The organism is Helicobacter anseris, assembly GCF_003364335.1.
GTDB classification, from domain to species: Bacteria; Campylobacterota; Campylobacteria; order Campylobacterales; family Helicobacteraceae; genus Helicobacter_H; species Helicobacter_H anseris.
Genome location: NZ_NXLX01000003.1, coordinates 33,810 through 58,121, shown reverse-complemented (window position 1 = coordinate 58,121; position 24,312 = coordinate 33,810). Strand labels below are relative to the sequence as shown.

Genomic DNA, 24,312 nt, shown 5'->3' with positions numbered 1-24,312 from the left:
TTATTTAATTTGCATAACTTATGATATATTACCACCCAATTTATTTATATATTTCGTAATGGAACAATAATTAGGAATTAAGGAGAAATTATTATGGTGTCGATAGAGGCTCCGGTTAGTGTTTGGACAAATGAAGAGCGTTGCAAAGGGTGTGATATTTGTGTCGCAAAATGTCCTGCTGGTGTTTTAAGTATGCAATTAGATTCTAAAAAGGTTTTAGGCAAGGTTGTAAAGGTTTTGTATCCTGAGAGTTGTATAGGTTGCAGGGAGTGTGAATTGCATTGCCCAGACTTTGCTATTTATGTAGCAGATAGAAAAGATTTTAAATTTGCAAAACTTACAGAAGATGCCAAACAGAGGGCTAATAAAATAAAGATGAATGGCTATATTTATAATTTTGAAAATTAAATAAGGAAAATAAATGCGTGAAGTAATTGCTGATGGAAATGGATTGGTAGCAAAGGCTGCTATTGATGCTGGTTGTAGATTCTATGGAGGTTATCCTATCACCCCATCTTCAGATATTATGCATGAGCTTAGTATTTTATTACCAAAGCATGGTGGTAGTTTTATACAAATGGAAGATGAGATTAGTGGTATATCTGTAGCATTGGGTGCAAGTATGAGTGGTGTAAAGTCTATGACTGGAAGCTCTGGGCCTGGTATTTCATTAAAGGCAGAACAAATAGGGTATGGTTTTATGGCTGAAATACCTTTGGTTATTGCCAATGTTATGCGATCAGGACCATCTACTGGTATGCCAACTCGTGTTGCACAGGGGGATGTTGATTTTATAAAAAATCCTACACATGGTGATTTTAAATCTATAGCAGTAGTTCCAGGAACATTGCAAGAGGCATATTTAGAGACAATTAGAGCATTTAATTTGGCTGAGAGATTCATGACCCCTGTTTTTTTGTTAATGGATGAGACTATTGGGCATATGTATGGTAAGGCACTTTTACCAGAATTAAGTGAAATTGAGATAATAAATAGAAGGGTTTTTAATGGGGATTACAAAGAGTATCAACCCTATAATGTTAAAAGCAATGAGTCAGCGATATTAAATCCATTTTTCACAGGATATTGTTATCATATTACAGGATTGCATCATGGTCCTATAGGATTCCCTACAGAAGATGCACATTTAGCACAGAGTTTAATTGATAGATTATTTGCAAAAATTGATACCAATATGTCTCTAATTACAAAAAATGAATGTTTGGATCTCGATGATGCGGATATTGCCATTATTGCATATGGTTCTACTTCTCTTGCAGCTAAAGAAGCAATAAAAATAATGAAAAATAAAGGTAAGAAAGTCGGATTATTCCGTCCTATAACCTTGTGGCCTAGTCCACAAAAAGAAATTTTAGAATTGGGAAATAAAATCAAGAAGATTTTGGTTATAGAATTAAACAAGGGACAGTATGTCCAAGAGATTGAAAGAGTTTTAAAAAGAAAAGTAGAATTTTTTGGTAAAGCTGATGGTAGAAGTATTTCCCCAAATGAGATTGTGGCAAAGTTAGAGGAGATGTAATATGGCTTTTAATTATGATGAATATTTACGAGTGGATAAAATGCCAACATTGTGGTGTTGGGGTTGTGGAGATGGTGTAATTTTAAAAGCTATTGTTCGGGCAATTGCCAATGTTGGTTGGGATATGAATGATGTTTGCTTGGTTAGTGGCATTGGGTGTAGTGGGAGAATGAGTTCTTATGTAAATTGCAATACTGTTCATACAACTCATGGAAGAGCAGTGGCATATGCTACTGGGATCAAACTTGCAAATCCAACAAAACATGTGATTGTGGTGAGTGGTGATGGAGATGCGCTTGCAATTGGCGGGAATCATACAATGCATGCTTGTCGTAGGAATATTGACCTTAATTTTATTTTAGTGAATAATTTTATTTATGGTTTGACTAATTCTCAAACATCTCCCACAACTCCTAAGGGAATGTGGACAGTGACAGCCCAATATGGAAATATTGATAATAGTATAGATGCTTGCAAGCTTGCTGATATTGCTGGAGCAACATTTATTGCAAGAGAAACAGTGTTAGATTCTGCTAAGATTGAAAAGGTAATGACTGAGGGATTTAAGCATAAGGGGTTTAGTTTTTTTGATATCCATAGCAACTGTCATATAAATCTAGGAAGAAAAAATAAGATGGGAGAGGCTGTTGATATGCTAAAGTGGATAGATTCTTGTACTCTGTCAAAGAAAAAATATGATTTGCTTTCTTCAGAAGAGCAAGATGGGAAATTTCCTACAGGAATTTTAAAACATGAAATGGATAAGGTTGAATATACTGAAGCATATCAAGAAATAATAAAAAAAGCACAACAAAAATAAGGGTTATAGAAGTTATGGAAAAACAATTGAGATTTACAGGTGTAGGTGGTCAAGGAGTTTTACTTGCTGGGGAGATATTAGCAGAATCTAAGATATTGGCTGGAGGATATGGAATCAAAGCATCTACTTATACTTCTCAGGTTAGAGGTGGGCCTACAAAGGTGGATATTTTATTGGACAAAGAGGAGATATTATATCCTTACGCAATTGAAGGGGAAATTGATTTTATGCTTGCTACTGCACAATTAGGATATCAGCAATTTAAAAGCGGGGTTAAGCAAAAGGGTATTGTTGTTATTGACCCAAATTTAGTCCAACCAACTCTAGAGGATCGTGAATATTTTAATATTTATGAGATACCTATAATCAATATTGCAAAAGAAGATGTAGGCAATGTAGTAACCCAGTCTGTTGTGGCTTTAGCAGTTACGGTCTATTTTACACAATGTGTGGATAGGGATTTGGTTTTTAAGACAATGATTGAAAAAGTTCCATCAAAGGTGGTTGATTTAAATAAGAAGGCGTTTGATGTTGGTGAGGAATATGCCAGCAAAATATTACAAAAATAGTTAATGCAAGATATTCTTATACAATCTTGCCAATTATATTATGATTATTTGCTTCATTCTGCAAAAGGTGTGCAAAATTTAGATTTTATAAAATATGAAATAAGAGATAATGCTTTTGTTTTTCTTTTTAAAAACAAGATAGTTACCCTAGATTCTGTTGTATTTCAAACTTTAGAAACTAGTTTTTTTCTAGATGATGAGAGAGTTTTGCATTCTCAGTATTATGATGACTTAAAGCGTTTGGAAATTGAGGTAAGTGAGGATTTGAGATTTGAGCTGCTTCAAGCCTTACAAGTAGGTGGATTGAAAATTTATAGTGATTTAAAATTTTTAGTTTTAAATTTAAAAAATTTTTTTTTGGAATTTACTCCAAAATTTCCAGAGGTTAAAAAAGTCACCCAAGTTTATGAGAATTTAAAACTTTCTATAGAGCAGCAGAAGGCTTTTAGCAGTATTTTAAATTCAGGAGTGAGTTATGTTTGGGGGCCTCCAGGATGTGGAAAAACACAATTTGTTTTATTTGAAGCCTTAATGTACTTTTTGCAAAAAGGAGAGAAAGTTTGTGTTTTAGCACCAACAAATAGTGCATTAGATATTATATTAGAGAGTTTGATTTTCAGGCTAGATTCTCTAGAAATTGATAGAAGTAAGATTTTAAGATTTGGTATGCCTAGTGCTCATTTTATGGCTAATTTTAAAGAAGTGTGTGATCCAAATTTTATTAGACAAAAGAATCAAGTGGACTTATTTGTACAAAATTTAAGTCCAAAGGATCGTATCGCAGAAACCATAATTTTTGCAATGACGATAGATGGTTTTATTAAAAGATATGCGGGATTACAAATTAAGTTTTCTCATATTTTTTTAGATGAATGTGCCTTTACTCCGTTGATTAAAGCATTAGCATTGTGCGTGGATAATACTCCATTGACTTTGTTTGGGGATCATAAGCAGTTAAGTCCAATTTGTGAAATGCCTGAAAAAGATATGATGGGAGAAAATTCTATTGCTAGGTTATGGAATTTTTCTGCTTTGTTTTTAGAAGATTTCTTTTTTAATAAAGACTTATTGAAAAAAACTATCACTTCTGAACCACAGTTGTCAAAAATAAATATGTTTGCGTTAAATGAAACATATCGTTATGGAAATAATTTAGCACAGATTTTAAACACAGAGATTTATCGCATGAAAAATCCATTGATTGGATTAGGAGAAACTACTGATATTTTTTATGTAGATATAGGTAGTTTTCAATATGATAATGATTTGAGTTCTACTTCTGAAGCAAATGGGGTTTTGAGGGTTTATCAAAAAAATAAACATAGGGATTGTGGGATTATTACACCTTTTAAAAAACAAAAAGAACTTATTGTTGATTTGGGTGTGCCTCAAGATGCTGTTACAACAATACATTCTTCCCAAGGAAGAGAATTTGATATAGTGATTTTTTCCCCTGTTAGATTGCATTATTATCTTACAGATTCTAGAAATTTGGAAGCCTTATTTGCTTTAAATGTTGCAATCAGTAGATTAAAAAAACAACTTATTATTGTTTGTGATTACCACTTTTGGATAAAGCAAAAAAACCAGTTTCTTTGTAAAATATTAGAACAGGCTTTTAAGTATATTTTATAGAGCAATACAATAATTGAAAATAAAATATATGTTATAATACATCTCCCATTTTAATTACACACACGCTTATTTCTCATAAGGTTGTGACTTTTTGTCATTAAGGGGCGTGGAGGGAAAACCAAATATTTTTTTAAGGAGAAGAAAATGGTAACTATGAAAGATTTATTAGAATGTGGTGTTCATTTTGGGCATCAAACAAGACGCTGGAATCCAAAAATGAAGCGCTTTATTTTTGGAGTAAGAAAGAATATTCACATTATTGATTTGCAAAAAACATTGCGTTATTTTAGATATACATATAATATTGTTAGAGATGCAGCTGCAGAAGGTAAAAGCATTATGTTTGTTGGGACTAAAAAACAAGCAAATGAAACTTTAAAAGAGTATGCAGAAAAAATTCAAGTGCCATATGTTAATTATAGATGGCTTGGCGGTATGCTTACAAACTTTAGCACAATTAAGAAATCAATTAGAAAATTGGAAATTATCGAAGAAATGGAATCAAGTGGTCAAATTGATATGCTAACTAAAAAAGAAAAATTAATGATTCTAAGAAAAAAAGATAAGTTAAACAAATATCTTGGTGGTGTGCGCCATATGAAAAAAGCACCAGATATGATTTTTGTAATTGATGTTGTAAAAGAAAAGATTGCGGTAGCAGAAGCAAGAAGATTGGGCATACCTGTGGTTGCTCCTCTTGATACAAATTGTGATCCAGATTTAGTTGATTATCCAATTCCAGGAAATGATGATGCTATACGATCTATTCAGCTATTCTGTAAAGAAATGAGTGAGGCAATTGTTGAGGGTAGGGCTATGATTGGTGCTGAAGGTCAAGCTGAAGTGCAAGCAGTTGAGCCTGCAAGTGATGAAGAAAAACAAGAGCTTATGCAAGAGGTAACTGCTGAATTAGAAAAAGAAATGGCTAAAGGAGAATAATATGGCTGACATTAGTGCACAACTTGTAAAACAGCTAAGAGAAATGACAGATGCGGGTATGATGGATTGTAAGAAAGCATTGGTCGAGACAAATGGAGATTTACAAAAAGCTGTAGAATATTTGAGAGAGAAGGGTTTAAGCAAGGCTGCAAAGAAGGCTGATAGAATTGCTGCTGAGGGTGTCGTGTCTGTAAGTGTTGCATCTGATTTAGATTCTGCTGCTATGTTAGAGATTAATAGTGAAACTGATTTTGTTGCAAAAAATGATGGCTTTAAGTCATTAGTGGAAAAAACAATGCAATGTGTGCAAAAAAATAACATTGCAAATATAGAAGATTTGCAGAAGACTAATATTGATGGTGAAGGTTTTGCGGATTTTCTTAATGGACAAATTGCAAAGATTGGTGAGAATATAGTTGTTCGTCGTATCGCAAACCTTAAAGCTGATGCAAATGGTATTGTAACGGGATATGTGCATTCAAATGGCAGAGTGGGAGTTTTGATTTCTATTAAATGCTCAAATAAAGATAATGCTAAAAAGGTATCCGAACTTATCAGAAATATTTGTATGCATGCAGCAGCAATGAAACCACAGGTTTTGGATTATTCTGGATTTAGCAAGGAATTTATTGAAAAAGAGAAGGTGGCACTTATTGCTGAGCTTGAAAAAGAAAATGAAGAACTTAAGAGATTGGGAAAACCCTTAAAAGTTATTCCTAGTTTTATCAGCAGATGTGAGCTTACAGATTCGGTATTGAAAAATCAGGAAGATAAGTTAAAAGCAGAACTTAAAAATCAGGGCAAGCCAGAGAATATTTGGGATAAAATCATTCCAGGACAAATGGAGCGATTTATTGCAGATAATACTTTGATCGATCAACGTCTAACTTTGATGGGTCAGTTTTTTGTTATGGATGACAAGAAGACTATTGCACAAGTATTGGAAGACAAGTCAAAAGAGATTGGTGATAAGATAGAAGTTTTAGAATATATTCGCTTTGAATTAGGTGAGGGGATTGAGAAAAAGGTCGAGGATTTTGCTTCTGAAGTAGCTGCACAAATGCAATAATTTTTTATCAAGGAAGTTTATTCTTCCTTGATAAGTTTGGGTAGTGGTCTTGCATTCTTTCCAAATATAATTTTCCCTTGTTTTTTAGTATCTTTTGTTTTTCCACTATTGTTTTGATTTGAAATGTTATTTGTATTATTTCTTCTTAGATTTTTAAAGATATCAGAATTAAAGCTAATACGAGCACCAAAATATATAAGATAGTTTGTATTATAATTACTAAAAAAAGTTCTCTCAAAGCTTGCATATAATCTTATGGTGTCATTTATTGAGGTATTTGCATCAATACCAATACCCATACGATGATCAGCAACTGTGTTAAATAAGATTCTATCAGTAGGATTAACATCAATGAGAGTGATATCTCCACCGGTGTTATTGTCATAAGCATAATATGTTTTAGCCCTTATGTCCCAATAATTATTTCTATCTTGAAATTTTTTACCAAAACTTAAATTTGTTTTAATAGATGTGATTTTGGCACTATCTTGTTGTGCGCCAAAATTGGTTTGTGTAGGCTGATCAATAATATTGATAAATCCACCATTCATAAAACCAATCCCAGCTTGCGCACTAGGTTCTAAAAATAATGTATTTTTTTTATCTAATCCTATTTTGCCACCAAGACGAGTTCCTATAAAAAAAAGATGATAAGAATCTAAAAAATTAGCATTAGCAAGCCCATTTTTTCCAGAATACTCTAGGGAGCTGTAGGTATATTTCATTTTTGCATCAAAATCGATAGTTGTTTTTTTGTTTAAAAAAATAGTAGATTGATAGTATGCGCCAAATCCAATAGAATCTACTTCTCCATTATAGGATATATCATAATCTTTCATTTTTGTATAATCAAAAAATCCTCCGGCAAAATGTCTGAGATTATTTGAATTCATGCCCCAGTCATACCCACTTTGAAAGGTTTGATAATGATCTTTTGATTGCTCATAGCTTTGTTTGCCTAAAAAATAATTAGCCCATACATTATGTTTTTTGCGTGTAAAGGTAAGTTCATCAATATGCTTATTGATACTATCAGTTTGAATGCGATAGATTCGATATTGCAAACTCATCCATCTAACGAGGGTATCTTGAATTTCTGCGGGTTTTTTATCAGGATTATCGGGGTTATCAGGATTATCGGGGTTTGTTTTTTTTTGGTAAATCACCCAGCGATATCCTGCATTTTGCCTTTCTTTTGAAATTTGTGCTGTATAGGTATAAAGACCTATGGTTGTTGGTAATGCATTAAAAGTGAGATCATCACCTCCATTGATAATCTCTGCTACTTTTAAGGAAACATCATTTGTAATATTTGCCAAGTCTGCTGTTTTTTGAAAGATTTGTATATAGTGTGTTTGTGCCCCATTGTTTTTATTTTGAATAGTGATAAGATCCCCTTGATTTTTTGGTAGATCTACCATGATTCTAAAAACACCATTATTGCCACTAAGAGTATTGATATGGATGGTTTGTGGTGTGGTAAATCCTTGAGTCATTTTTCTTGTAGCAATATCAATCATACTCATTGAGGCATTTAGATCTGTAGAGTTTAATCCTGTATTATTATTAGGATCTCCATTATTTTGAATATTTAAGTTATTAATATGCACATCATTTGCAGTTACAATCCACTTTCCACCTTCGCTAAGATGGAGATTGAAATTTCCGCTTGTATAATCTTCTTTGCCTAGAATATAAGAATTTGAATTATTAAGATTTATTCCCAAAATAGCATTTTTACCATTTAGGCGTATGTCTCCTGTAAGCTGGATAGTATTATTTCCTAAAGCTTCACCACTATTGTTTTTATTATAATTGATATACATCTCTGCTTTTTGTTGGTTGAGATTAAAAATATATCCACTACCTGTTACACCTGTGGTATCTACAATAAGATTTTTATTAAAATTAAAAGTTCCTAGTTGATCATTACCCCCAGGATCTTTTGTTTGATAAATATCACTCAAAAAAATCCCAGCACCAATATTGCTATTTGTAGTAAAACGAATGCTTAGATTTGTATTAAATGTCATTGTCCCGCCTTGACCAGCAAAAAATAAGGATCCTTGTTCACCTGTAGCTTTAGTTGTGTCAATAGTCATATTAATACTTGTTTGCCCATTAAAATTTTGCACCTGACTATTTTGACTATTAGCAATTGCCCCATATAAGGTATCTTTGTTTCCAGAATATGCGCCTGTAAGTTCGATTGTTATATTTTGGTCAGGAGTTTTTAGAATCTCGCTTTTTTTATCAATTAGAAAATTTTTATCATTTGGAATGGAAGCAGTAACTGAAACATTTTGTCCTGCAGTATCTGATGTAATCTGCAAACTCAATAATAGCGAGAAGGAAGAAAAAATAACATAAGTGCCAAGTAGGACTTTTTTACTTTTCAATAAACTTTCCTTTCCTAGCAAGCTATATAATATTCAAAGATTATAGCAAAAATTATACCTCTAAATAAAAACCAAAAAATCTTGTATAATCATGCTTTGATATTTTTATGATTCTTTAAGGAAAAATAATGAAAAAATATAATGTGGCAGTAGTTGGTGCAAGTGGAGCAGTAGGTGAAGAAATCTTTAAGATTTTAGAGGAGCAAGAGTTTCCCATCAATAAGATTGTGCCTTTAGCAAGTGCTAGAAGTGCAGGTAGTGAAATAGAGATTTTTAATCAGAAGCATAAAATTCTAGAAACTACATCTGAGGTTTTTAAGAAAGAAGAAATTGATATTGCTTTTTTTTCTGCTGGAGGTGAGGTGAGTAAAGAATTTGCTCCATATGCAGCTCAATCTGGTGCTGTTGTGATTGATAACACAAGTCATTTTAGAATGGATAAGGATGTGCCATTGGTGGTTCCAGAAGTCAATCCTCAAGATATTGCACTTTGGAAACAAAGGGGCATTATTGCAAATCCTAATTGTTCAACAATACAGATGGTGCAAGTTTTAAATCCGTTGCATCAAAAATATCATATTAAACGTGTTGATGTGAGTACTTATCAAGCAGTTAGTGGTGCTGGAAAAAAGGGAATGGAAGAATTGGTGCATCAAATGCAAAAATTTTTTGCTTTTGAACTCGAAGATGTCCAACCTGAAGTATTCCCCTATAGAATTGCCCTAAATGCTATTCCTCAAATTGATAAATTTATGGAAAATAATTACACAAAAGAAGAGATGAAGATGATTTTAGAAACTAATAAAATTATGCATAGTGATTTTGCATTAAGTGCTACTTGCGTTCGTGTCCCTGTTTTGCGAAGTCATAGTGAAAGTATTAGCATAACTTTTGAAAATGAAGTGCAGGCAAGTGAAGCTGGAGAAATTTTAAAAGAAACTAAAAATATAGTGGTATGCGATGATCCAGAAAAACTCATATATCCAATGCCATCAATTGCTACAGATACGGATATGACCTATGTTGGAAGAATTAGGAATGATTTGTATGATAAAAAGATACTGCATCTTTGGTGTGTGGCTGATCAAATTAGGGTAGGGGCTGCGACAAATGCGGTGCGTATTGCCCTAGAGTGGATTAAATTATAATTTAAGCTTAAGTAATTCTTGTGGAACCTTAACCACAGTTTTATATACTTGATTTGTTTCTTGAAGATCTTGGTAATATAAACCTCCAGCATGTATGTCATGTTTAAAAAAAATAGCTAAATCTTCTTTTTTTAAAAGAAGATTTGAGTTTTTTGTTTGTGGTGTATAGCTTATGAGATCTCGCTTCTCATCGTATGGCATTTGTATTGTAAAGTAGCAAGGATCTCCCAAATGAAAATATTCCTCCCCTTTGACAATCAATTGAAAATCAACATATTTTACATGGCTTTCATAAAATGCATTTTTTGGGTTTTTTAGAAAGTAGGTTTGCTCTATTGCAATCATGCCAAATCCAATGTCAAATTTTTCTTCTCCATTTTTCATTGTTAGAATCCTTTTTGATATGGCATTTTGTGGATTAGTTGCATTGCAGAGATATGTGTAGAGTTCTTGTAATGGTAGAGTCTTGCTAAAAAGATAAGAGAGTGAGTGAAGGTTTCCGATAACAGCCATGCAAGCTTCCTTTAGATATTAGAGTTTATTTTTTGTGGTTATAATCCCAAGATTATAATCAATAAATATTAAGGAATTATAATGGAAATAGAATTTTCACAACAAGCAAAGTTGCCAACAAAATTTGGAAATTTTTTAATTCAATCTTGTAGAGAAATAGTTGGAAATATTAATCATGAACATTTGATTGTTTTTACAGAAAGATTCTCTGAAACTCCTATGGTAAGAGTGCATTCAGAGTGTTTGACAGGGGATGTTTTTGGGTCTTTGAAATGTGATTGCGGTGGTGAGTTGGCTTTGGCAATGGAACAAATTGCTAGGGTAAGTGATTTGCAAGGAGGAATGCTGATTTATTTGAGGCAAGAGGGTAGGGGGATTGGACTTTTTAATAAGGTTAATGCTTATGCATTGCAAGATCAGGGGTATGATACCATCCAGGCTAATGAGGTCTTAGGGTTTAAAAGTGATCAGAGGGATTATGGTATTGTTGGGGAGATTTTTAAGCATTTTAACATTAAACAAATCGAGTTGCTAACAAACAATCCTAAAAAAATTGCTTCAATGGAGCAGTTTGTCAAGGTAAAAAGAAGTAGCATTATCGTTAAGAGCAATTGTCATAATGAAAAATATTTAAGAGTTAAGAGAGAAAAAATGGGGCATTTGTTAGAGGAGGAGAGTTGTGAGTAAAATAAGTTTTTATGAAGCAATTCAAAAAATAAGAGATTCCAATATCCCTTCTATAGGTGATGAGATTATATTTTTTGGCAATTCATTGGATAGAGTGCTAAATGAAGATATTTTTGCAAAAGAAGATATGCCATTATTCCCAGTTTCAAGTATGGATGGATATGCTTTTAAAATAGAATATTTAGAGTATTTTAGGCAAAATGGATTGGAAATTTCTCAAGATAATCCAGCTGGTAGCGATTTTATAGAGCTTGAAAGGTATAAGGCAATCAAGACTTTTACTGGTTCATTGATGCCAAAAAATAGCGATACCTTAGTCATCGTAGAATCCGTAGAAGTGAAGGATAATAAGATTTATTTAAGAGAAAATATACAACCAAAGCAGGGTGATTGGGTAAGACAAAGAGGGGATAATTATAGGAGTGGAGAAATGCTTTTATCCAAGGGTTGCAAGATCACTCCCTATGAAATTGGCTTATTAGCAGAGTTAAATTATGCCTTTGTAAGAGTAAGGCAAAAACCAAAAGTTGGAATCTTGGTAAGTGGAAATGAGATTATAGAAGTAGGAGAACAAAGAAAGCATTTTGGACAGGTGAGAAATACGAATCAGCATTTGTTAAGGGCAATGATTGAAAAAATGGGAGGTGTAGCTGTTGTCTATAAAAATACACACGATAATCTTGATGATATTAGAGAGATTTTTTCTATGATGCTAAGAGAGTGTGATTTTATTGTTACTACTGGGGGTATGAGTAAGGGGGATTATGATTTTACTCAAAATGTAATATTAGAAAATAGTGAAGTTATTTTTCAAGGTGTGGATATTAAACCTGGAAAACCAACAATATTTGCTATTGATAAAAATACAAACAAGCCTATTTTAGGTCTCTCTGGAAATCCGAATGCTGTGGCTACTACCTTTTATGTTTTTGGTAAATTTATTTTTTCTAAATTATTGCAACAAGAAGAACATTTAAAAATTGTTAATGCAATTACGCAAGAGGAAATAAAAAAGAAAGATTTAAGAATGGAATTCCGGAGTTGTTTTATAAAGCTTGTTTCTGGAAAATATGAAATAAGTTTTATGCAAAAAAAGAGCAATCAGAGTGCTATAATAAATAATCTTTGCGGAGAGAGTGCTTTGGCAATTTTAGATAAGGATTTTATTGATAAAAATCAAGAAATAAAGGTAATTTTATTTAAGGAGTTTGATTAATGATACATGTAGAATTTTTGGGTCCAATAGGTATAGATTCTAGGACATATGAGGCAAAAAATTTAAAAGAATTAAAAGAGCAATTGCATCAAATTTCTGAGTTAAAAGAGTGGCTTAAGATTAGTGCAGTTGCAATAAATGATGAGATTGTAGATTCTGTGGATGTGGAGTTAAAAGAAGGTGATAAGGTAGTAATTCTACCCCCTGTTTGTGGTGGTTAATTGTGTTAAAGATTGTGAATGGGGCTCTTGATGTGCAAGAGTTATATAAGGAATATCATCTAATTGCGCAAGGTAAAAACTTTGGAGCTTGTTGTATTTTTTGTGGCATTGTTAGGGAAGAAGATGGCAATGAGGGTTTAAGTTTTGATATTTACATGCCATTACTACAACGATGGTTTGAACAATGGGAACAAAAAATGAAGCAAGATGGTGTGGTATTGTGCATGGCTCATTCTATAGGCAATGTTTTTAATCAAGAAAGTTCTTTTATGTGTGCAATTATCTCTCAGCAAAGAAAAAAGGCTCTAAAATATTATGATACTTTTGTAGAGGATTTTAAACATAATGCTCCTATTTGGAAATATGATATAAAAAGTGGGAAAAGGATTTATGCCAAAGAGAGAAGCTATCAATTACCTCAGAGTGGATTATTGGCCTAATGGTAAGAATTGTTGCTTTTGGGGGTGTGAGTAATAGTGGTAAAACTACCCTTATAGAAAAACTTATTTTATTATTGAGTGACAAATATGATATCTTGGCGATAAAGCATGATTCAAAGAATAAGGCAGTATTTGATACATATGGCAAGGATAGTGAGAAATTTTTTAGAGCAGGGGCTGATGTGGTGATTAGCTCTAATGAAAAAAGTGCTATTTTTTTGCATAATAAACAAGAACTCCAGAAAATATGTTTAGACTTTGCTTTTAAAGATTATATTTTTATAGAAGGGTATAAAGATATCGTAATACCTAGAATTTGCGTAGCAAGGGGGAAGATTTTTTATGAGGAAATTAAAAATTCTCATGCCATAGCCATTGATGATATGGATTTGAGTTGGCAAAAAAATAGTTTTTGTGGAGAGATTTTGAATCTTAATGAAGTGATGATGATTTTTAAATGGATTGAAAAAAATGCAAAAACACCAAAGGAGTTAGGATGGATTTGATAAAAATAGGAATTGTGACAACTAGTGATAGGGCGTATAACGGTATTTATGAGGATATTTCTGGTAAAAAAATACAAGAGGTATTAGAATCTTATATCTTAAATCAATGCGATTTTTTTTATCATCTTATAAGTGATGAGCAAAAAGACATTGAGAATACACTTTGTTTGTTGAGTGATGAAACAAAGTGTGATTTGATTGTTACAACTGGTGGAACTGGTCCTGCTCCAAGGGATGTTACTCCAGAAGCTACGCATAATGTGTGCGAGAAGATATTAGCAGGTTTTGGAGAGTTGATGAGGCAGGTGAGTTTGCAGTATGTGCCAACGGCAATTTTATCAAGACAGACGGCAGGGATTAGAAAACAAAGCTTGATTGTAAATTTGCCAGGTAAGCCAAAAAGCATACAAGAGTGTTTAGAGGCAATTTTTCCTGCAATACCTTATTGTATAGATTTGATTGGAGGTCATTATATTCAGGCTAATGAGGAGAATATTAAAATTTTTAGACCAAAAGAGGCTATAAAATGAAATTAACACATTTAAATGAAAGCAATAATCCTAAGATGGTTAATGTTGCGATGAAAGAAGATACTCAAAGGGAAGCTATTGCAAGTGGCAAGATTACCATGAGCAAAGAGGCTTATTTCGCTATCTTAGATCAAAAAATAAAAAAAGGCGCAGTATTGCAAACAGCTGTTGTTGCAGCAATTATGGGTGCAAAAAAGACCAGCGAAATTATACCTATGTGCCACAATATATTCTTAAGTGGTGTAGATATTGAAATTAAACAAGATGATGAGGTTTGTGCTTTTATTTTGCAAGCAAAAGTAAAAACATGTGGAAAAACTGGAGTTGAGATGGAGGCTCTTAGTGCGGTAAGTATAGGGCTTTTAACAATTTATGATATGGCAAAAGCAATTGATAAAACCATGGTGATTAGTGATATTCTACTAGAATCAAAAAGTGGTGGAAAAAGTGGAGAATTTAGACGATAGTTTCATTATAAATCATCCATAAGACTTGCGGCTTTTGATAAATTATCTTTATCAAAATGTGTGTAGATTCTACTTGTGTTTAAATCCGCGTGTCCTAGAGCTTCTTGCACAAGTACCAAATCTTTATGTTTTTGATAAAGCAATGTAGCAAAAGAATGTCTTAGCATGTGTGCTCCCATTTTTTCTTTTTTGATTCCTATATAGTGTAAAATATTTTCAACATTTTTATAGATATAGGCTTGAGAAAGAGCCTTGCCTTTTTGATTGCAAAATAACAATTGATTTTCTATATTGGTGATTTTTGCTCGTATTTGTAACCATTCTTCAAGCCAGTTGTGTATATGTGTAGCCTTTATCATTACTACGCGACTTTTATCTCCCTTTCCTCTTATGTTAAGCAAAAAAACTTTCCCGTCTTTGATGATGTCTTTTGTGCTAAGGTTTGTCGCCTCGCTTACACGAATACCTGTGTAAATAATTAGTGTAATGATGAGTTTATTTCTAGCTTCTATGGTTTTGTTTATAGGAAATGTAGGAATAGCTTCTAGAAATTTTTTTATTTCATCTTCCTTGAGATATGTGGGAAGTTTTGATTTATTGTTTTTAATTGCATTGATTTTTAGTGTAATATTGAAGCTATAAGTATCTTTATTTTGCTTGCTGATATAATCAAATAGGCCTAGCAGAGCGATGCGGTAATTTTTCTTGGTTTGCACACTAAGGGTACTTGTCTCAAGGAGTAAGAAATCACTTAATAGCTCTTCATCAATTTCTTTGATTGATTTTAAATCTTTTTTTTCAATGAAGTAATAAAGTTTGATGAGAGGCTGTGCATAGGTATTGATTCCAATAAGACCACAATTGCGTATTTCTTTGCAAGTTTTATCTAGAGTTGTTATTGTGATGTCTTGTTGCAAGATTTCTAGATTTTTTAATAAATGCTCTTTGTCTTTAACAAGACGATTGGATAGTGTGGTGACTTTATATCTTAGAAATCTTTGTGTCCAAATAAGTAAATCCATAGATACTTTTTGTTGTGCTTCAAGAATATATTTCATAGGGTTATTCCTAGTTTTTGATTTTGATAAGAAAATTTAGTTATAAAAATGCAATTTACCATATAAAAGCTTATGAAGAATGATGTTATTTTGTTTAAAAAGTGTATAGAAGTTACAAAGTAAATTTAAATTTTACTTTTTTGAGCAAAAAATATATTTTATAAAGTATAATGAAAATTTTAACAACAATTAAAAAGAGGTGATTATGGAATTTGTTCAAAATTACAATCCATTGGATAATATTTGGCTAAGTGCATTTGTGGCTTTTTTGCCCATAGCATTATTTTTTCTATGTTTAGTAGTTTTTAAACTCAAGGGTTATGTGGCAGGTTTTCTAACAATGTTTTTGGCAACTTTGATTGCATTGTTTGTTTATCATATGCCATTTGATAAGGTTTTTTCAAGTTTGGCATATGGTTTCTTGTATGGTCTTTGGCCTATTGCTTGGATTATTATTGCTGCAATTTTTCTCTACAAACTTTCAGTAAAATCAGGATATTTTGATATTTTGCGCGATAGTATTATTGCAATTACTCCAGATCAGAGAATTCAGGTTGTTTTGATTGGTTTTTGTTTTGGTGCATTTTTGGAGGGTGCGATAGGATTTGGTGGTCCTGTAGCAATTACTGCTGCACTTTTGGTGGGATTGGGACTTAGACCTTTGTATGCTGCAGGTTTATGTATGATTGCAAATACTGCTCCAGTAGCATTTGGTGCTGTGGGGATTCCAATTATTGCAATGGCAAAACTTGTAAATGTTCCTGCAATTGACATCTCGGCAATGACAGGTTTGATGCTCCCGCCACTTTCTGTATTTATTCCATTTTTTCTAGTATTTTTAATGAATGGATTTAAGGGAGTGAGAGAGACTTGGCCTGTATTATTAGTAGCTGGTTTGAGCTTTGCAATCGTTCAACACTATACGGCTACATATCTTGGACCAGAGTTACCAGATATTGCTTCTGCTATTGTTTCTATTGTTGCAACAACAATATTTTTAAAATTTTGGCAACCAAAAAATATTTTTAAGTTTGATTCTCAAAAAGAAGAAATCAAGACACAAAAAAATCACAGCACTTCTGAAGTGATTTTGGCTTGGTCGCCTTTTGTAATACTTATTGGTATGATTGTTATTTGGACAATGCCTTCATTTAAAGGCTTATTTGCTTCTGATGGGATATTGAACTTTAGCACCTTGAAATTTAACTTTGATTCTTTGGCAAGTATTTATCAAACTCAACCAGTAGTAGCAGAAAATAAGGCTGTAAAATCATTATTTGAATTACCTCTTATCAATACAGTGGGGACTTCTATTTTCCTTACAGCTCTCATTAGTATGTTGCTTTTAAAAGTGAAGCCCTCTGAGGCAATAAGCACTTTTGGAGAAACACTCAATGAAATGAAATTCGCAATCTTAACAATAGGTTTAGTACTTGCATTTGCGTATATTGCAAATTATAGTGGTATTTCTGCATCACTAGCTTTAGCGTTGGCACATACAGGAAATGCATTTGCATTTTTCTCACCTATGGTTGGCTGGATTGGAGTATTTTTAACAGGAAGTGATACAAGTGCAAATCTATTGTTTGGTACATTGCAACAAGTTACCGCAAGACAGCTTGATATCCCTGAAATTTTATTCTTGGCTGCAAATACAGTTGGTGGTGTAGTAGGAAAAATGATAAGTCCACAAAGTATAGCAGTAGCTTGTGCTGCTGTTGGTCTAGTGGGCAGGGAATCTGAACTTTTTAGATTTACAGTGAAGTATTCTGTAGGTTTTATTATACTCGTAGGTCTTATGACAGCCTTTATTGCTTTTGTTATTCCAGAAGTAATACCAGTTGTTACACATTAAAAATTACCCCTTAAGAGACTTCTTAAGGGGTATATTTAGCTTCAAATCACTTACTTCAATATTACTTGATATTTACTTGATATTTTTTTCTTAAGATAGCACAAACAAGAATAAGGAGAAAAAATGAGAGTTGTTTTTAGCATTTTTATATTTTTGAGTGGTATTTTTGGTGCGGATATCACAGGATATTACATTTTGCCAAAGAATGAACACGGGCTTGAGAGTGTGGTAAGAGTTTTTGAAAAAGATAATAAATATTATGCCTATGGCTTTACTTCAAAAGATAATGCAGATTTTGGATATGATGTAAAAAATCCAAATAAAGAACTTCAAAAAAGAAGAGTTAAGGGTAGTGTTTTTGTATGGAATCTGCAAAAAAAATCTGAAGATAAATATGTTGGTGGAAAAGTATATAATTATGTAAATGGAAAAACTTATTATGCAAAAGCAGAAGTAAAGGGAGATGATTTAGTTATTAGGGCTTCTTCTGATTCTGTGGGTATGTTTGGAAAAACAATAGTATGGAAAAAACTTTCAAAAGAAGAGGTGGAGCCATATTTGTCTAGAGATGTGGATCTTAAAATTGTTGAAGAGACAATTCCACAAGATTAAAAATAAGGAGTAGAAATGCAAAAGTTTGACACAGTTATTATTGGTTCAGGATTAAGTGGATTGACTTGCGGTGCTGTATTAAGCAAGAATGGCAGAAAGGTTTTGGTATTGGAGCAACATAATCTTATTGGTGGCTGTTCCACTTGCTTTCCTAGAAAGGGAATGATGGTAGATGCTGGGTTGCATGAGCTTGATTTTGGTCCAAAAAATATTGATATGAAATATAGAATCTTTGATTATATAGGATTGTGGGATAAGATACAATTAGTTCCATTGCCTACTGCTTGGACAATTCAAACTCAAAATGAAAGACTTGTTATCCCTCACACAAACACAAAGGAAGCCTTAAAAAAAATGTTTCCTCATGAAGCTGATGGTATTGATAAATATTTTAAAAAGATAGCTTTTCAAGCAAAAATCGCTAGAAAATATCCATTTGATATGAGTTTCTTGGAATTTTTTACAGCACCTTTTAGAGTGATGATGTTTTTGGCTTATAATTTTTTGAGCAATAGAACAGTGGGACAAGTATTGGATGAATGTATTAAGGATTCTAAACTTAAGAGAATTTTGAATATCAATATCGTATATTATCACTATGATCCATATAAATTTATTTGGAGTTATCATGCTATCCCACAAAATGCTTATTATACTCAAGGTATGTATGTCAATGGAGGTTCTCAAGCTCTTGCTGATGCTATTTCTGGCATTATTACTGCTAATGGAGGAGAGGTTAGAGCGAAATCTGATGTAACGGATATCTTGCTTGATGGCAATAAGGCTGTAGGAGTAAAATATTTTGATAAAAAAACTAAAGAAGAGGTTGTGGTATATGCGGATAATGTAGTGGCAAACTGCGATCCAGCAATTGTATATAATCAACTTTTACCAAAAGATAGAAGCTATGAGAAAGATTTACGTGTAACAAGAAACTTAAAAACAGATACTTCTTTGATTTCTATTTATATGATTTTTGATAAGAATTTAAGTGAATTGTATCCTGATATGGATTACAGCACCTTTATTGTTAACGATGAACAATTAAACAAAGATTTTAAAGAGTTGGATTATAGTAAGCTTGCTTACAAAGATATGGATTTTGTTTTTGTAAATTATTCTAAAATAGATAGTGGTTTAAGTGATAGAGATGATAGATACTTAGGTGTTATTACTACTTATGGTAAGTATGAAGATTGGGAGTTGGAAAAAGAGGAGTATAAGGCAAAAAAAGAAGAAGTAAAAGCAATCCTTGAAGGTAGGCTTGAAAATGCATTCCCAGGGATTATGCAACATTGTATCCACTCTGAATTAGCTACTCCAAAGACTATTGAGAGATATATCAGAACAAGAAAAGGAACTCCTTATGGTTATGATCAGGATGGAGAGACTTTCTTGAGCAGAGAGAGATATGAATCAAAGAGTGTAAAAAATCTTTATTTTGCATCAGCATTTGCTTTCCCAGGTGGTGGATTTACTGGAGCACTTATGACAGGCTATCGTGCAGGTAGAAAGATGCTAGAACCTTGGGCACTTACAAAGAGATATACGCTAGCTATAGCATTTGGCACAGCACTAGCTTTAGGAATTTATAATGTCATTAAGTTTTTAATTGGTTAAGCAAAGTGCAAAAAGTGGAGAGGGATTATTTTTTTGCGATAAAAATTCCAGCAAGAATAATACAAATCCCTAGACACTCTAAAAAGCTGATAATCTCTCTCAAACAGATAAAGCCCAATATAACCGCTGTTATGGGAGAGAATAAGAGGATCAGTGAAGATGTTTTAGTATCAAGTTTTCCCATGATGTATCCAAAAAATCCTTGCCCTAGAATCTGACCAAATAAAACGACCAATAAAACATAAAACCATTCTTTTGGATTTTCTGGTATTTGCCACCCTTCTAAAAATCCTCCCATTGGTAAAAGTAAAATACTAGAACCAATGCAGGCAAAAAACATTAAAATCATTGTATTGTATGTCTTTCTGATACGATATACAAGTGCTAAGAAAATGCTATAACAACACATACTCAAAAAAGCTAAAAAATCACCAAATAAAGAAGAGGGGCTATTAGATTCTCTACCTCCAAGAAGTAAGAAGATTCCAACAAGGGCTACGAGGGAGCCCATGATGAAACTTAAGGTAATCTTTTCTTTAAAAAATATTGCACCAATAGGCACAAGAGTAAAACAAACAAGAGAGCTAATAAGATTTACATGAGCGACACTTGTGTGGTGTAGGGCGGTATTAAAAAATACCAAATCTAAACCAAAAAATATTCCAGCTAGTATCATCAACAAGGCATCTTTTAATGGAGTTTTAAAAATATCTTTTTGTGCAAAAATAAGAAAAAATGGGATTGCTAAAGCCACGCGATAAAAACCTAGTATAATTGGAGTTAGCTCTACAATTTTGACCAATACGCTAGCATAAATGATAAAGCTTTCTGCAAGGAGTGCAAAAAGAAGAAGTTTTGATTGTGGATTAAACACTTTTACCCTTAATTTTTTGTGTGATTATAGGATATTTCTTTATTTTTTAAAGTTATCTTTGATACTAAAGTTTTTATTGTTGGATATACTAAGTAGGCTTAAAAATTGTAATAAAAAGGGCATAAAATGAAAATCACCTATACACTCACAGATGAATCTCCGGCATTAGCAACTTATTCTTTTTTACCAATTATCAAAGCATTTTTAGATTCCATTGGTATTGAAGTAGAAAGTGTAGATATTTCCTTAGCAGGAAGAATATTGGCACAATTTCCAGAATTTTTAAAAGAAAACCAGCGTATTGATGATGATTTGGAAAAACTTTCTTTTTTAGTGCAAAAAAGTGAAGCAAATCTCATTAAAACTCCAAATATTTCAGCCTCAATCCCACAGCTAAAATCTGCAATACAAGAATTACAAAAAAAAGGTTTTGCAATACCAGATTTTATAGAAAATCCAAATACACAAGAAGAGATAGAGATTTATCAAAAATATCAAAAGGTTTTAGGTTCTGCTGTAAATCCAGTGCTTAGACAAGGGAATTCTGATAGAAGATGCACTAAATCTGTCAAAGAATATGCAAGAAAAAATCCCTATAAAATCAAAGAATTTGACACATCTTCTAAAAGTAGAGTTTCTTATATGAAAGATGGGGATTTTTTCAGTAATGAAAAAGCTATTTTAGTGCCAGAAGATGGAAATGCAAAAATAGAATTTATAGATAAAGATGGAAATATCAAGATTTTTAAAGAAAAGATAAAAATAGAAAAAAATGAGATTTTAGATGCGAGTTTTATGGATGTTAAAAAACTAAGTGCATTCTATGAGCAACAAATAGAAATTTGCAAGCAAGAGGATATCTTGTTTTCTTTGCACCTTAAAGCTACGATGATGAAAGTAAGTGATCCTATTATTTTTGGTTATGCCATCAAGGCGTATTTTAAAGAATTGTTTTTGGATTTTAAAGAAGAGCTTGAGAATCTAAAAATCAATGCAGATAATGGTTTATCAGAATTTTTGACAAAAATAGAAACCTCTAGCAAAAAAGATGAGATTATGAAAAAATACCAAGAGATTTTGCAAAAGAGTGCAAAAATCTCAATGGTAAATTCTGATAAAGGTATCTCAAATCTTCATATACCAAGCGATGTGATAGTAGATGCTTCAATGCCAGCAATGCTAAAAAATGGTGCAAAACTTTGGGATAAAGATGGCAAAGAATGTGATGCAAATGCACTAATCCCTGATCAAACTTATGCTACGATTTATGAGGCAGTATTGGAAGATTTGCATCATTTTGGCAGTTTAAATCCTAGTGAATTAGGAAGCGTGTCTAATATTGGCTTGATGGCAAAAAAAGCTCAAGAATATGGTTCGCATGATAAAACATTTATAGCACCAAGTAATGGGATTTTTAGAATCTTAGATGAAAATAATCAGATTTTATTACAACACAAAGTTGCTCAAGGGGATATCTATCGGGTGAATCAGGTGAAATATGATGCAATATTAAATTGGATAGATTTAGGGATAGAGCGTAATAAGCTTACGGGCAATAAGGCTATTTTTTGGCTAGATGAAAAAAGACCTAGTAATGCAATTATGATAGATTTGATAAAAAAGCATTTGGGTAAAAATGAGGGAAATATAGAGATTTTGGCACCAAAAGAGGCGTGCTTAAAAACATTAAGTTTGATTAGAAAGAAAGAAGATGTTATTTCGATAACTGGTAATGTATTGCGAGATTATCTTACGGATTTATTTCCTATTTTAGAACTTGGAACAAGTGCTAAGATGCTTTCGATTGTGCCAATGCTAAATGGTGGTGCGATGTTTGAGACAGGTGCTGGCGGATCAGCACCAAAACAAGTAGAGCAAGTGATTTTGGAAAATCACTTGCGATGGGATAGCTTAGGGGAGTTTTTGGCTTTGCAGGCGAGTTTGGAATTTTTTGCAAATAAAAATGCCCACAATGAGGCTAGAATCTTTGCAAAGGCTTTGGATATTGCAATTGGTAGATATTTGCAAAACAATAAAGCTCCATCAAGAAAGGCAAAAGAAGATGATAATAGAACAAGCCATTTTTATCTAGCGATGTATTTTGCACAAGAGCTAGCCAATCAAAAAGAGGATTTGAGCTTGCAGGCAAAATATCAGATAATTGCAAAAGAATTGAGTGAGAATGAAGCAAAAATTAAAGAGGAATTTTTGAGTAAAGAGGGGGTGCCTGTAGATTTGAGAGGATATTATAAGTTTGATGATAAAAAAGCAGAGGCTATTATGCGCCCAAGCAAGACTTTTAATACCATCATTGCTAAGATTAGATAAGAGGAGGTAAAAGGTGTCAATAGATTTTGATGAAAAAGTAAGACTCTTTAAGGAATTTCAGAATAAATGGAATCTAGAGAGATTAAAATCGATGACTTTGGAAGAATATACTAGCACGATGTTATATTCTAATGGAAAGAGAGATGATTTTGCATATTGGGTTGAAATATTATTAAGAAATATTGGAAATATTCGTGGGCATAATGGAGGAATTGGGAATCTTAAGTTTGGTATTTGTGTCTGTAGTAATAGAAAAATGAATATTAAATTTAAACACTACTATTCAAATAATCAAAAATATGCATGGCTTGAAAAATATGGTGCAGATAAAAATGAACAAGAAGTTTTCAAGGTAATTAAAGAAAAAATTATTTCTATTGCTGAAGCAAGTTTGGCAAATGATTTGGAAAAGATAGAGGAAATTGATTTTGATCATCTTGTAAAATGGAAAATAGCTTTTCACTATCAGAATATTAGTGATATAAAAATCATTAATATTTTTAATAAGAGATGGCTTGAGAAAATTGTAAAGGAAGAATTTGGTGAAACAGATTTGAAAACTTATCAGATGTATCAAAGAATTTTGTGGGATAAAAAGTATAGCTTGGTTGATATTTTGCAAAAAGCAAAGGATTGCTTAAAAAAATATGATTTTAAAGATAAGAAGAAAAAGATTGCAAAAGGAGAAGATGAGAAAATGCAACAAGATAAAAATAATACCCCATTAAATCAAGTAAATCAAATTCTCTATGGTCCGCCTGCGACAGGGAAAACTTATAATATAATTGATAGGGCTTTAGAGATTCTAGCAAGCTATGATGAGGGATTAAAGCTTCCAAGTCAAGAAGATAGAAAAGCTAGAAAAGAGCTTTTTGATGAGTATAGACAAAAAGGACAGATTGAGTTTGTAACCTTTCATCAAAGTTATGGATATGAGGAGTTTGTAGAGGGAATCAAACCAAAGACTGATGATAATGGCAATGTGGTTTATGAAGTTGAAAAGGGAATTTTTAAAAAGCTTTGTGAAACTGCAGGAAAAAATCTTGCAGATTCTCAAAAACCACAAGAGATACTTCAAAAAGAAGCTGAGGTTAATAATGCGATTTTAGATTTTTTTGATAAGCATATTGTAGAAGAAACTTTTTTTAAAAAAGCAAAAAAAGTGGGTTTAGCGTAAGAGAAATTCAAAATAATAGAGTTTATATAAAAACCGAAGATACAAAAAGTAATCTTTACTTTTTAATTACAGATTTTGAAAAGATTGTA

The 24,312-nt window shown here is 32.4% G+C and carries 24 protein-coding genes; 20 read left to right on the top strand and 4 right to left on the bottom strand.

All coding sequences use genetic code 11. The features are described from left to right. The first annotated feature begins 93 nt into the window (after positions 1-93). From CQA57_RS02055 to tsf, 7 genes are all read left to right on the top strand, one after another. Entirely contained in the window at positions 94-408 is a 315-nt protein-coding gene (locus CQA57_RS02055) for a 4Fe-4S binding protein (RefSeq protein WP_115578581.1), read from the top strand. A gap of 13 nt (positions 409-421) precedes the next feature. Beyond that, the gene (locus CQA57_RS02050; RefSeq protein ID WP_115578580.1) at positions 422-1,540 is read left to right on the top strand and encodes a 2-oxoglutarate synthase subunit alpha; all 1,119 of its coding nucleotides are present in this window, start codon (positions 422-424) and stop codon (positions 1,538-1,540) included. Between the two features lies 1 nt (position 1,541). Then, positions 1,542-2,360: a 2-oxoglutarate ferredoxin oxidoreductase subunit beta gene (locus CQA57_RS02045; RefSeq protein ID WP_115578579.1), complete on the top strand. Its 819-nt coding sequence runs from the start codon at positions 1,542-1,544 to the stop codon at positions 2,358-2,360. Positions 2,361-2,374: 14 nt separating this feature from the next. Continuing rightward, complete coding sequence (locus CQA57_RS02040; protein ID WP_115578578.1) at positions 2,375-2,929, top strand: 2-oxoacid:acceptor oxidoreductase family protein; 555 nt, start codon at positions 2,375-2,377, stop codon at positions 2,927-2,929. Between the two features lie 3 nt (positions 2,930-2,932). Continuing rightward, the gene (locus CQA57_RS02035; RefSeq protein ID WP_115578577.1) at positions 2,933-4,564 is read left to right on the top strand and encodes an AAA domain-containing protein; all 1,632 of its coding nucleotides are present in this window, start codon (positions 2,933-2,935) and stop codon (positions 4,562-4,564) included. Between the two features lie 144 nt (positions 4,565-4,708). Beyond that, positions 4,709-5,503, top strand: coding sequence for a 30S ribosomal protein S2 (gene rpsB / locus CQA57_RS02030; RefSeq protein WP_115578576.1), 795 nt, complete (start codon positions 4,709-4,711; stop codon positions 5,501-5,503). 1 nt (position 5,504) lies between these two features. Beyond that, positions 5,505-6,572, top strand: a complete 1,068-nt coding sequence (gene tsf, locus CQA57_RS02025; RefSeq protein WP_115578575.1) for a translation elongation factor Ts — start codon at positions 5,505-5,507, stop codon at positions 6,570-6,572. Between the two features lie 17 nt (positions 6,573-6,589). On the opposite strand, the gene CQA57_RS02020 is transcribed toward tsf, so the two are convergent. Next, entirely contained in the window at positions 6,590-8,971 is a 2,382-nt protein-coding gene (locus tag CQA57_RS02020; protein ID WP_115578574.1) for an autotransporter domain-containing protein, read from the bottom strand. 128 nt (positions 8,972-9,099) lie between these two features. On the opposite strand from CQA57_RS02020, the gene CQA57_RS02015 reads away from it, so the two are divergent. Next, the gene (locus tag CQA57_RS02015) at positions 9,100-10,119 is read left to right on the top strand and encodes an aspartate-semialdehyde dehydrogenase (protein ID WP_115578573.1); all 1,020 of its coding nucleotides are present in this window, start codon (positions 9,100-9,102) and stop codon (positions 10,117-10,119) included. Here the strand turns inward: CQA57_RS02015 and CQA57_RS02010 are convergent. Continuing rightward, positions 10,114-10,632, bottom strand: coding sequence for a YhcH/YjgK/YiaL family protein (locus CQA57_RS02010; protein WP_115578572.1), 519 nt, complete (start codon positions 10,630-10,632; stop codon positions 10,114-10,116). The genes CQA57_RS02015 and CQA57_RS02010 overlap by 6 nt on opposite strands. An 81-nt stretch (positions 10,633-10,713) precedes the next feature. On the opposite strand from CQA57_RS02010, the gene ribA reads away from it, so the two are divergent. From ribA to moaC, 7 genes are read left to right on the top strand one after another with little or no spacing between them, the layout of a single operon-like run. Then, on the top strand, positions 10,714-11,319 hold the full coding sequence (ribA, locus tag CQA57_RS02005) for a GTP cyclohydrolase II (RefSeq protein WP_115578571.1): 606 nt from the start codon (positions 10,714-10,716) through the stop codon (positions 11,317-11,319). Beyond that, a complete protein-coding gene (locus tag CQA57_RS02000; protein WP_115578570.1) occupies positions 11,312-12,535 on the top strand; it encodes a molybdopterin molybdotransferase MoeA in 1,224 nt (407 codons plus the stop codon). Before ribA ends, CQA57_RS02000 begins: the two co-directional genes overlap by 8 nt. Then, the gene (locus tag CQA57_RS01995) at positions 12,535-12,756 is read left to right on the top strand and encodes a MoaD/ThiS family protein (RefSeq protein ID WP_115578569.1); all 222 of its coding nucleotides are present in this window, start codon (positions 12,535-12,537) and stop codon (positions 12,754-12,756) included. Before CQA57_RS02000 ends, CQA57_RS01995 begins: the two co-directional genes overlap by 1 nt. Positions 12,757-12,758: 2 nt before the next feature. After that, the gene (locus CQA57_RS01990) at positions 12,759-13,196 is read left to right on the top strand and encodes a molybdopterin synthase catalytic subunit (protein WP_115578568.1); all 438 of its coding nucleotides are present in this window, start codon (positions 12,759-12,761) and stop codon (positions 13,194-13,196) included. Continuing rightward, complete coding sequence (gene mobB / locus CQA57_RS01985; protein ID WP_115578567.1) at positions 13,196-13,702, top strand: molybdopterin-guanine dinucleotide biosynthesis protein B; 507 nt, start codon at positions 13,196-13,198, stop codon at positions 13,700-13,702. The genes CQA57_RS01990 and mobB overlap by 1 nt, the downstream gene beginning before the upstream one ends. Beyond that, positions 13,693-14,232 carry a molybdopterin adenylyltransferase gene (mog, locus tag CQA57_RS01980; protein ID WP_115578566.1) on the top strand — a complete coding sequence of 180 codons (540 nt, stop codon included), beginning with the start codon at positions 13,693-13,695 and terminating at the stop codon, positions 14,230-14,232. The genes mobB and mog overlap by 10 nt, the downstream gene beginning before the upstream one ends. Beyond that, complete coding sequence (gene moaC / locus CQA57_RS01975) at positions 14,229-14,699, top strand: cyclic pyranopterin monophosphate synthase MoaC (protein ID WP_115578565.1); 471 nt, start codon at positions 14,229-14,231, stop codon at positions 14,697-14,699. Before mog ends, moaC begins: the two co-directional genes overlap by 4 nt. Positions 14,700-14,704: 5 nt before the next feature. Here moaC and CQA57_RS01970 read toward each other — a convergent pair whose 3' ends face one another. Further along, positions 14,705-15,757: a tyrosine-type recombinase/integrase gene (locus tag CQA57_RS01970; RefSeq protein ID WP_115578564.1), complete on the bottom strand. Its 1,053-nt coding sequence runs from the start codon at positions 15,755-15,757 to the stop codon at positions 14,705-14,707. Between the two features lie 205 nt (positions 15,758-15,962). On the opposite strand from CQA57_RS01970, the gene CQA57_RS01965 reads away from it, so the two are divergent. The 3 genes from CQA57_RS01965 (at position 15,963) to CQA57_RS01955 (ending at position 19,844) form a co-directional block, all read left to right on the top strand. After that, a complete protein-coding gene (locus tag CQA57_RS01965) occupies positions 15,963-17,612 on the top strand; it encodes a lactate permease LctP family transporter (protein ID WP_115578563.1) in 1,650 nt (549 codons plus the stop codon). A 123-nt stretch (positions 17,613-17,735) separates the two neighbouring features. Further along, complete coding sequence (locus tag CQA57_RS01960; RefSeq protein WP_115578562.1) at positions 17,736-18,224, top strand: DUF2147 domain-containing protein; 489 nt, start codon at positions 17,736-17,738, stop codon at positions 18,222-18,224. 15 nt (positions 18,225-18,239) lie between these two features. Continuing rightward, the gene (locus tag CQA57_RS01955; RefSeq protein WP_115578561.1) at positions 18,240-19,844 is read left to right on the top strand and encodes a phytoene desaturase family protein; all 1,605 of its coding nucleotides are present in this window, start codon (positions 18,240-18,242) and stop codon (positions 19,842-19,844) included. A gap of 25 nt (positions 19,845-19,869) precedes the next feature. Here the strand turns inward: CQA57_RS01955 and CQA57_RS01950 are convergent, their stop codons facing one another. Continuing rightward, the gene (locus tag CQA57_RS01950) at positions 19,870-20,718 is read right to left on the bottom strand and encodes a DMT family transporter (protein WP_115578560.1); all 849 of its coding nucleotides are present in this window, start codon (positions 20,716-20,718) and stop codon (positions 19,870-19,872) included. A 126-nt stretch (positions 20,719-20,844) separates the two neighbouring features. Between CQA57_RS01950 and CQA57_RS01945 the strand changes: the two genes are divergently transcribed. Continuing rightward, complete coding sequence (locus CQA57_RS01945) at positions 20,845-23,046, top strand: NADP-dependent isocitrate dehydrogenase (RefSeq protein ID WP_115578559.1); 2,202 nt, start codon at positions 20,845-20,847, stop codon at positions 23,044-23,046. 13 nt (positions 23,047-23,059) lie between these two features. Then, positions 23,060-24,223: a hypothetical protein gene (locus tag CQA57_RS08320; protein ID WP_115578558.1), complete on the top strand. Its 1,164-nt coding sequence runs from the start codon at positions 23,060-23,062 to the stop codon at positions 24,221-24,223. Positions 24,224-24,312: the final 89 nt, after the last annotated feature.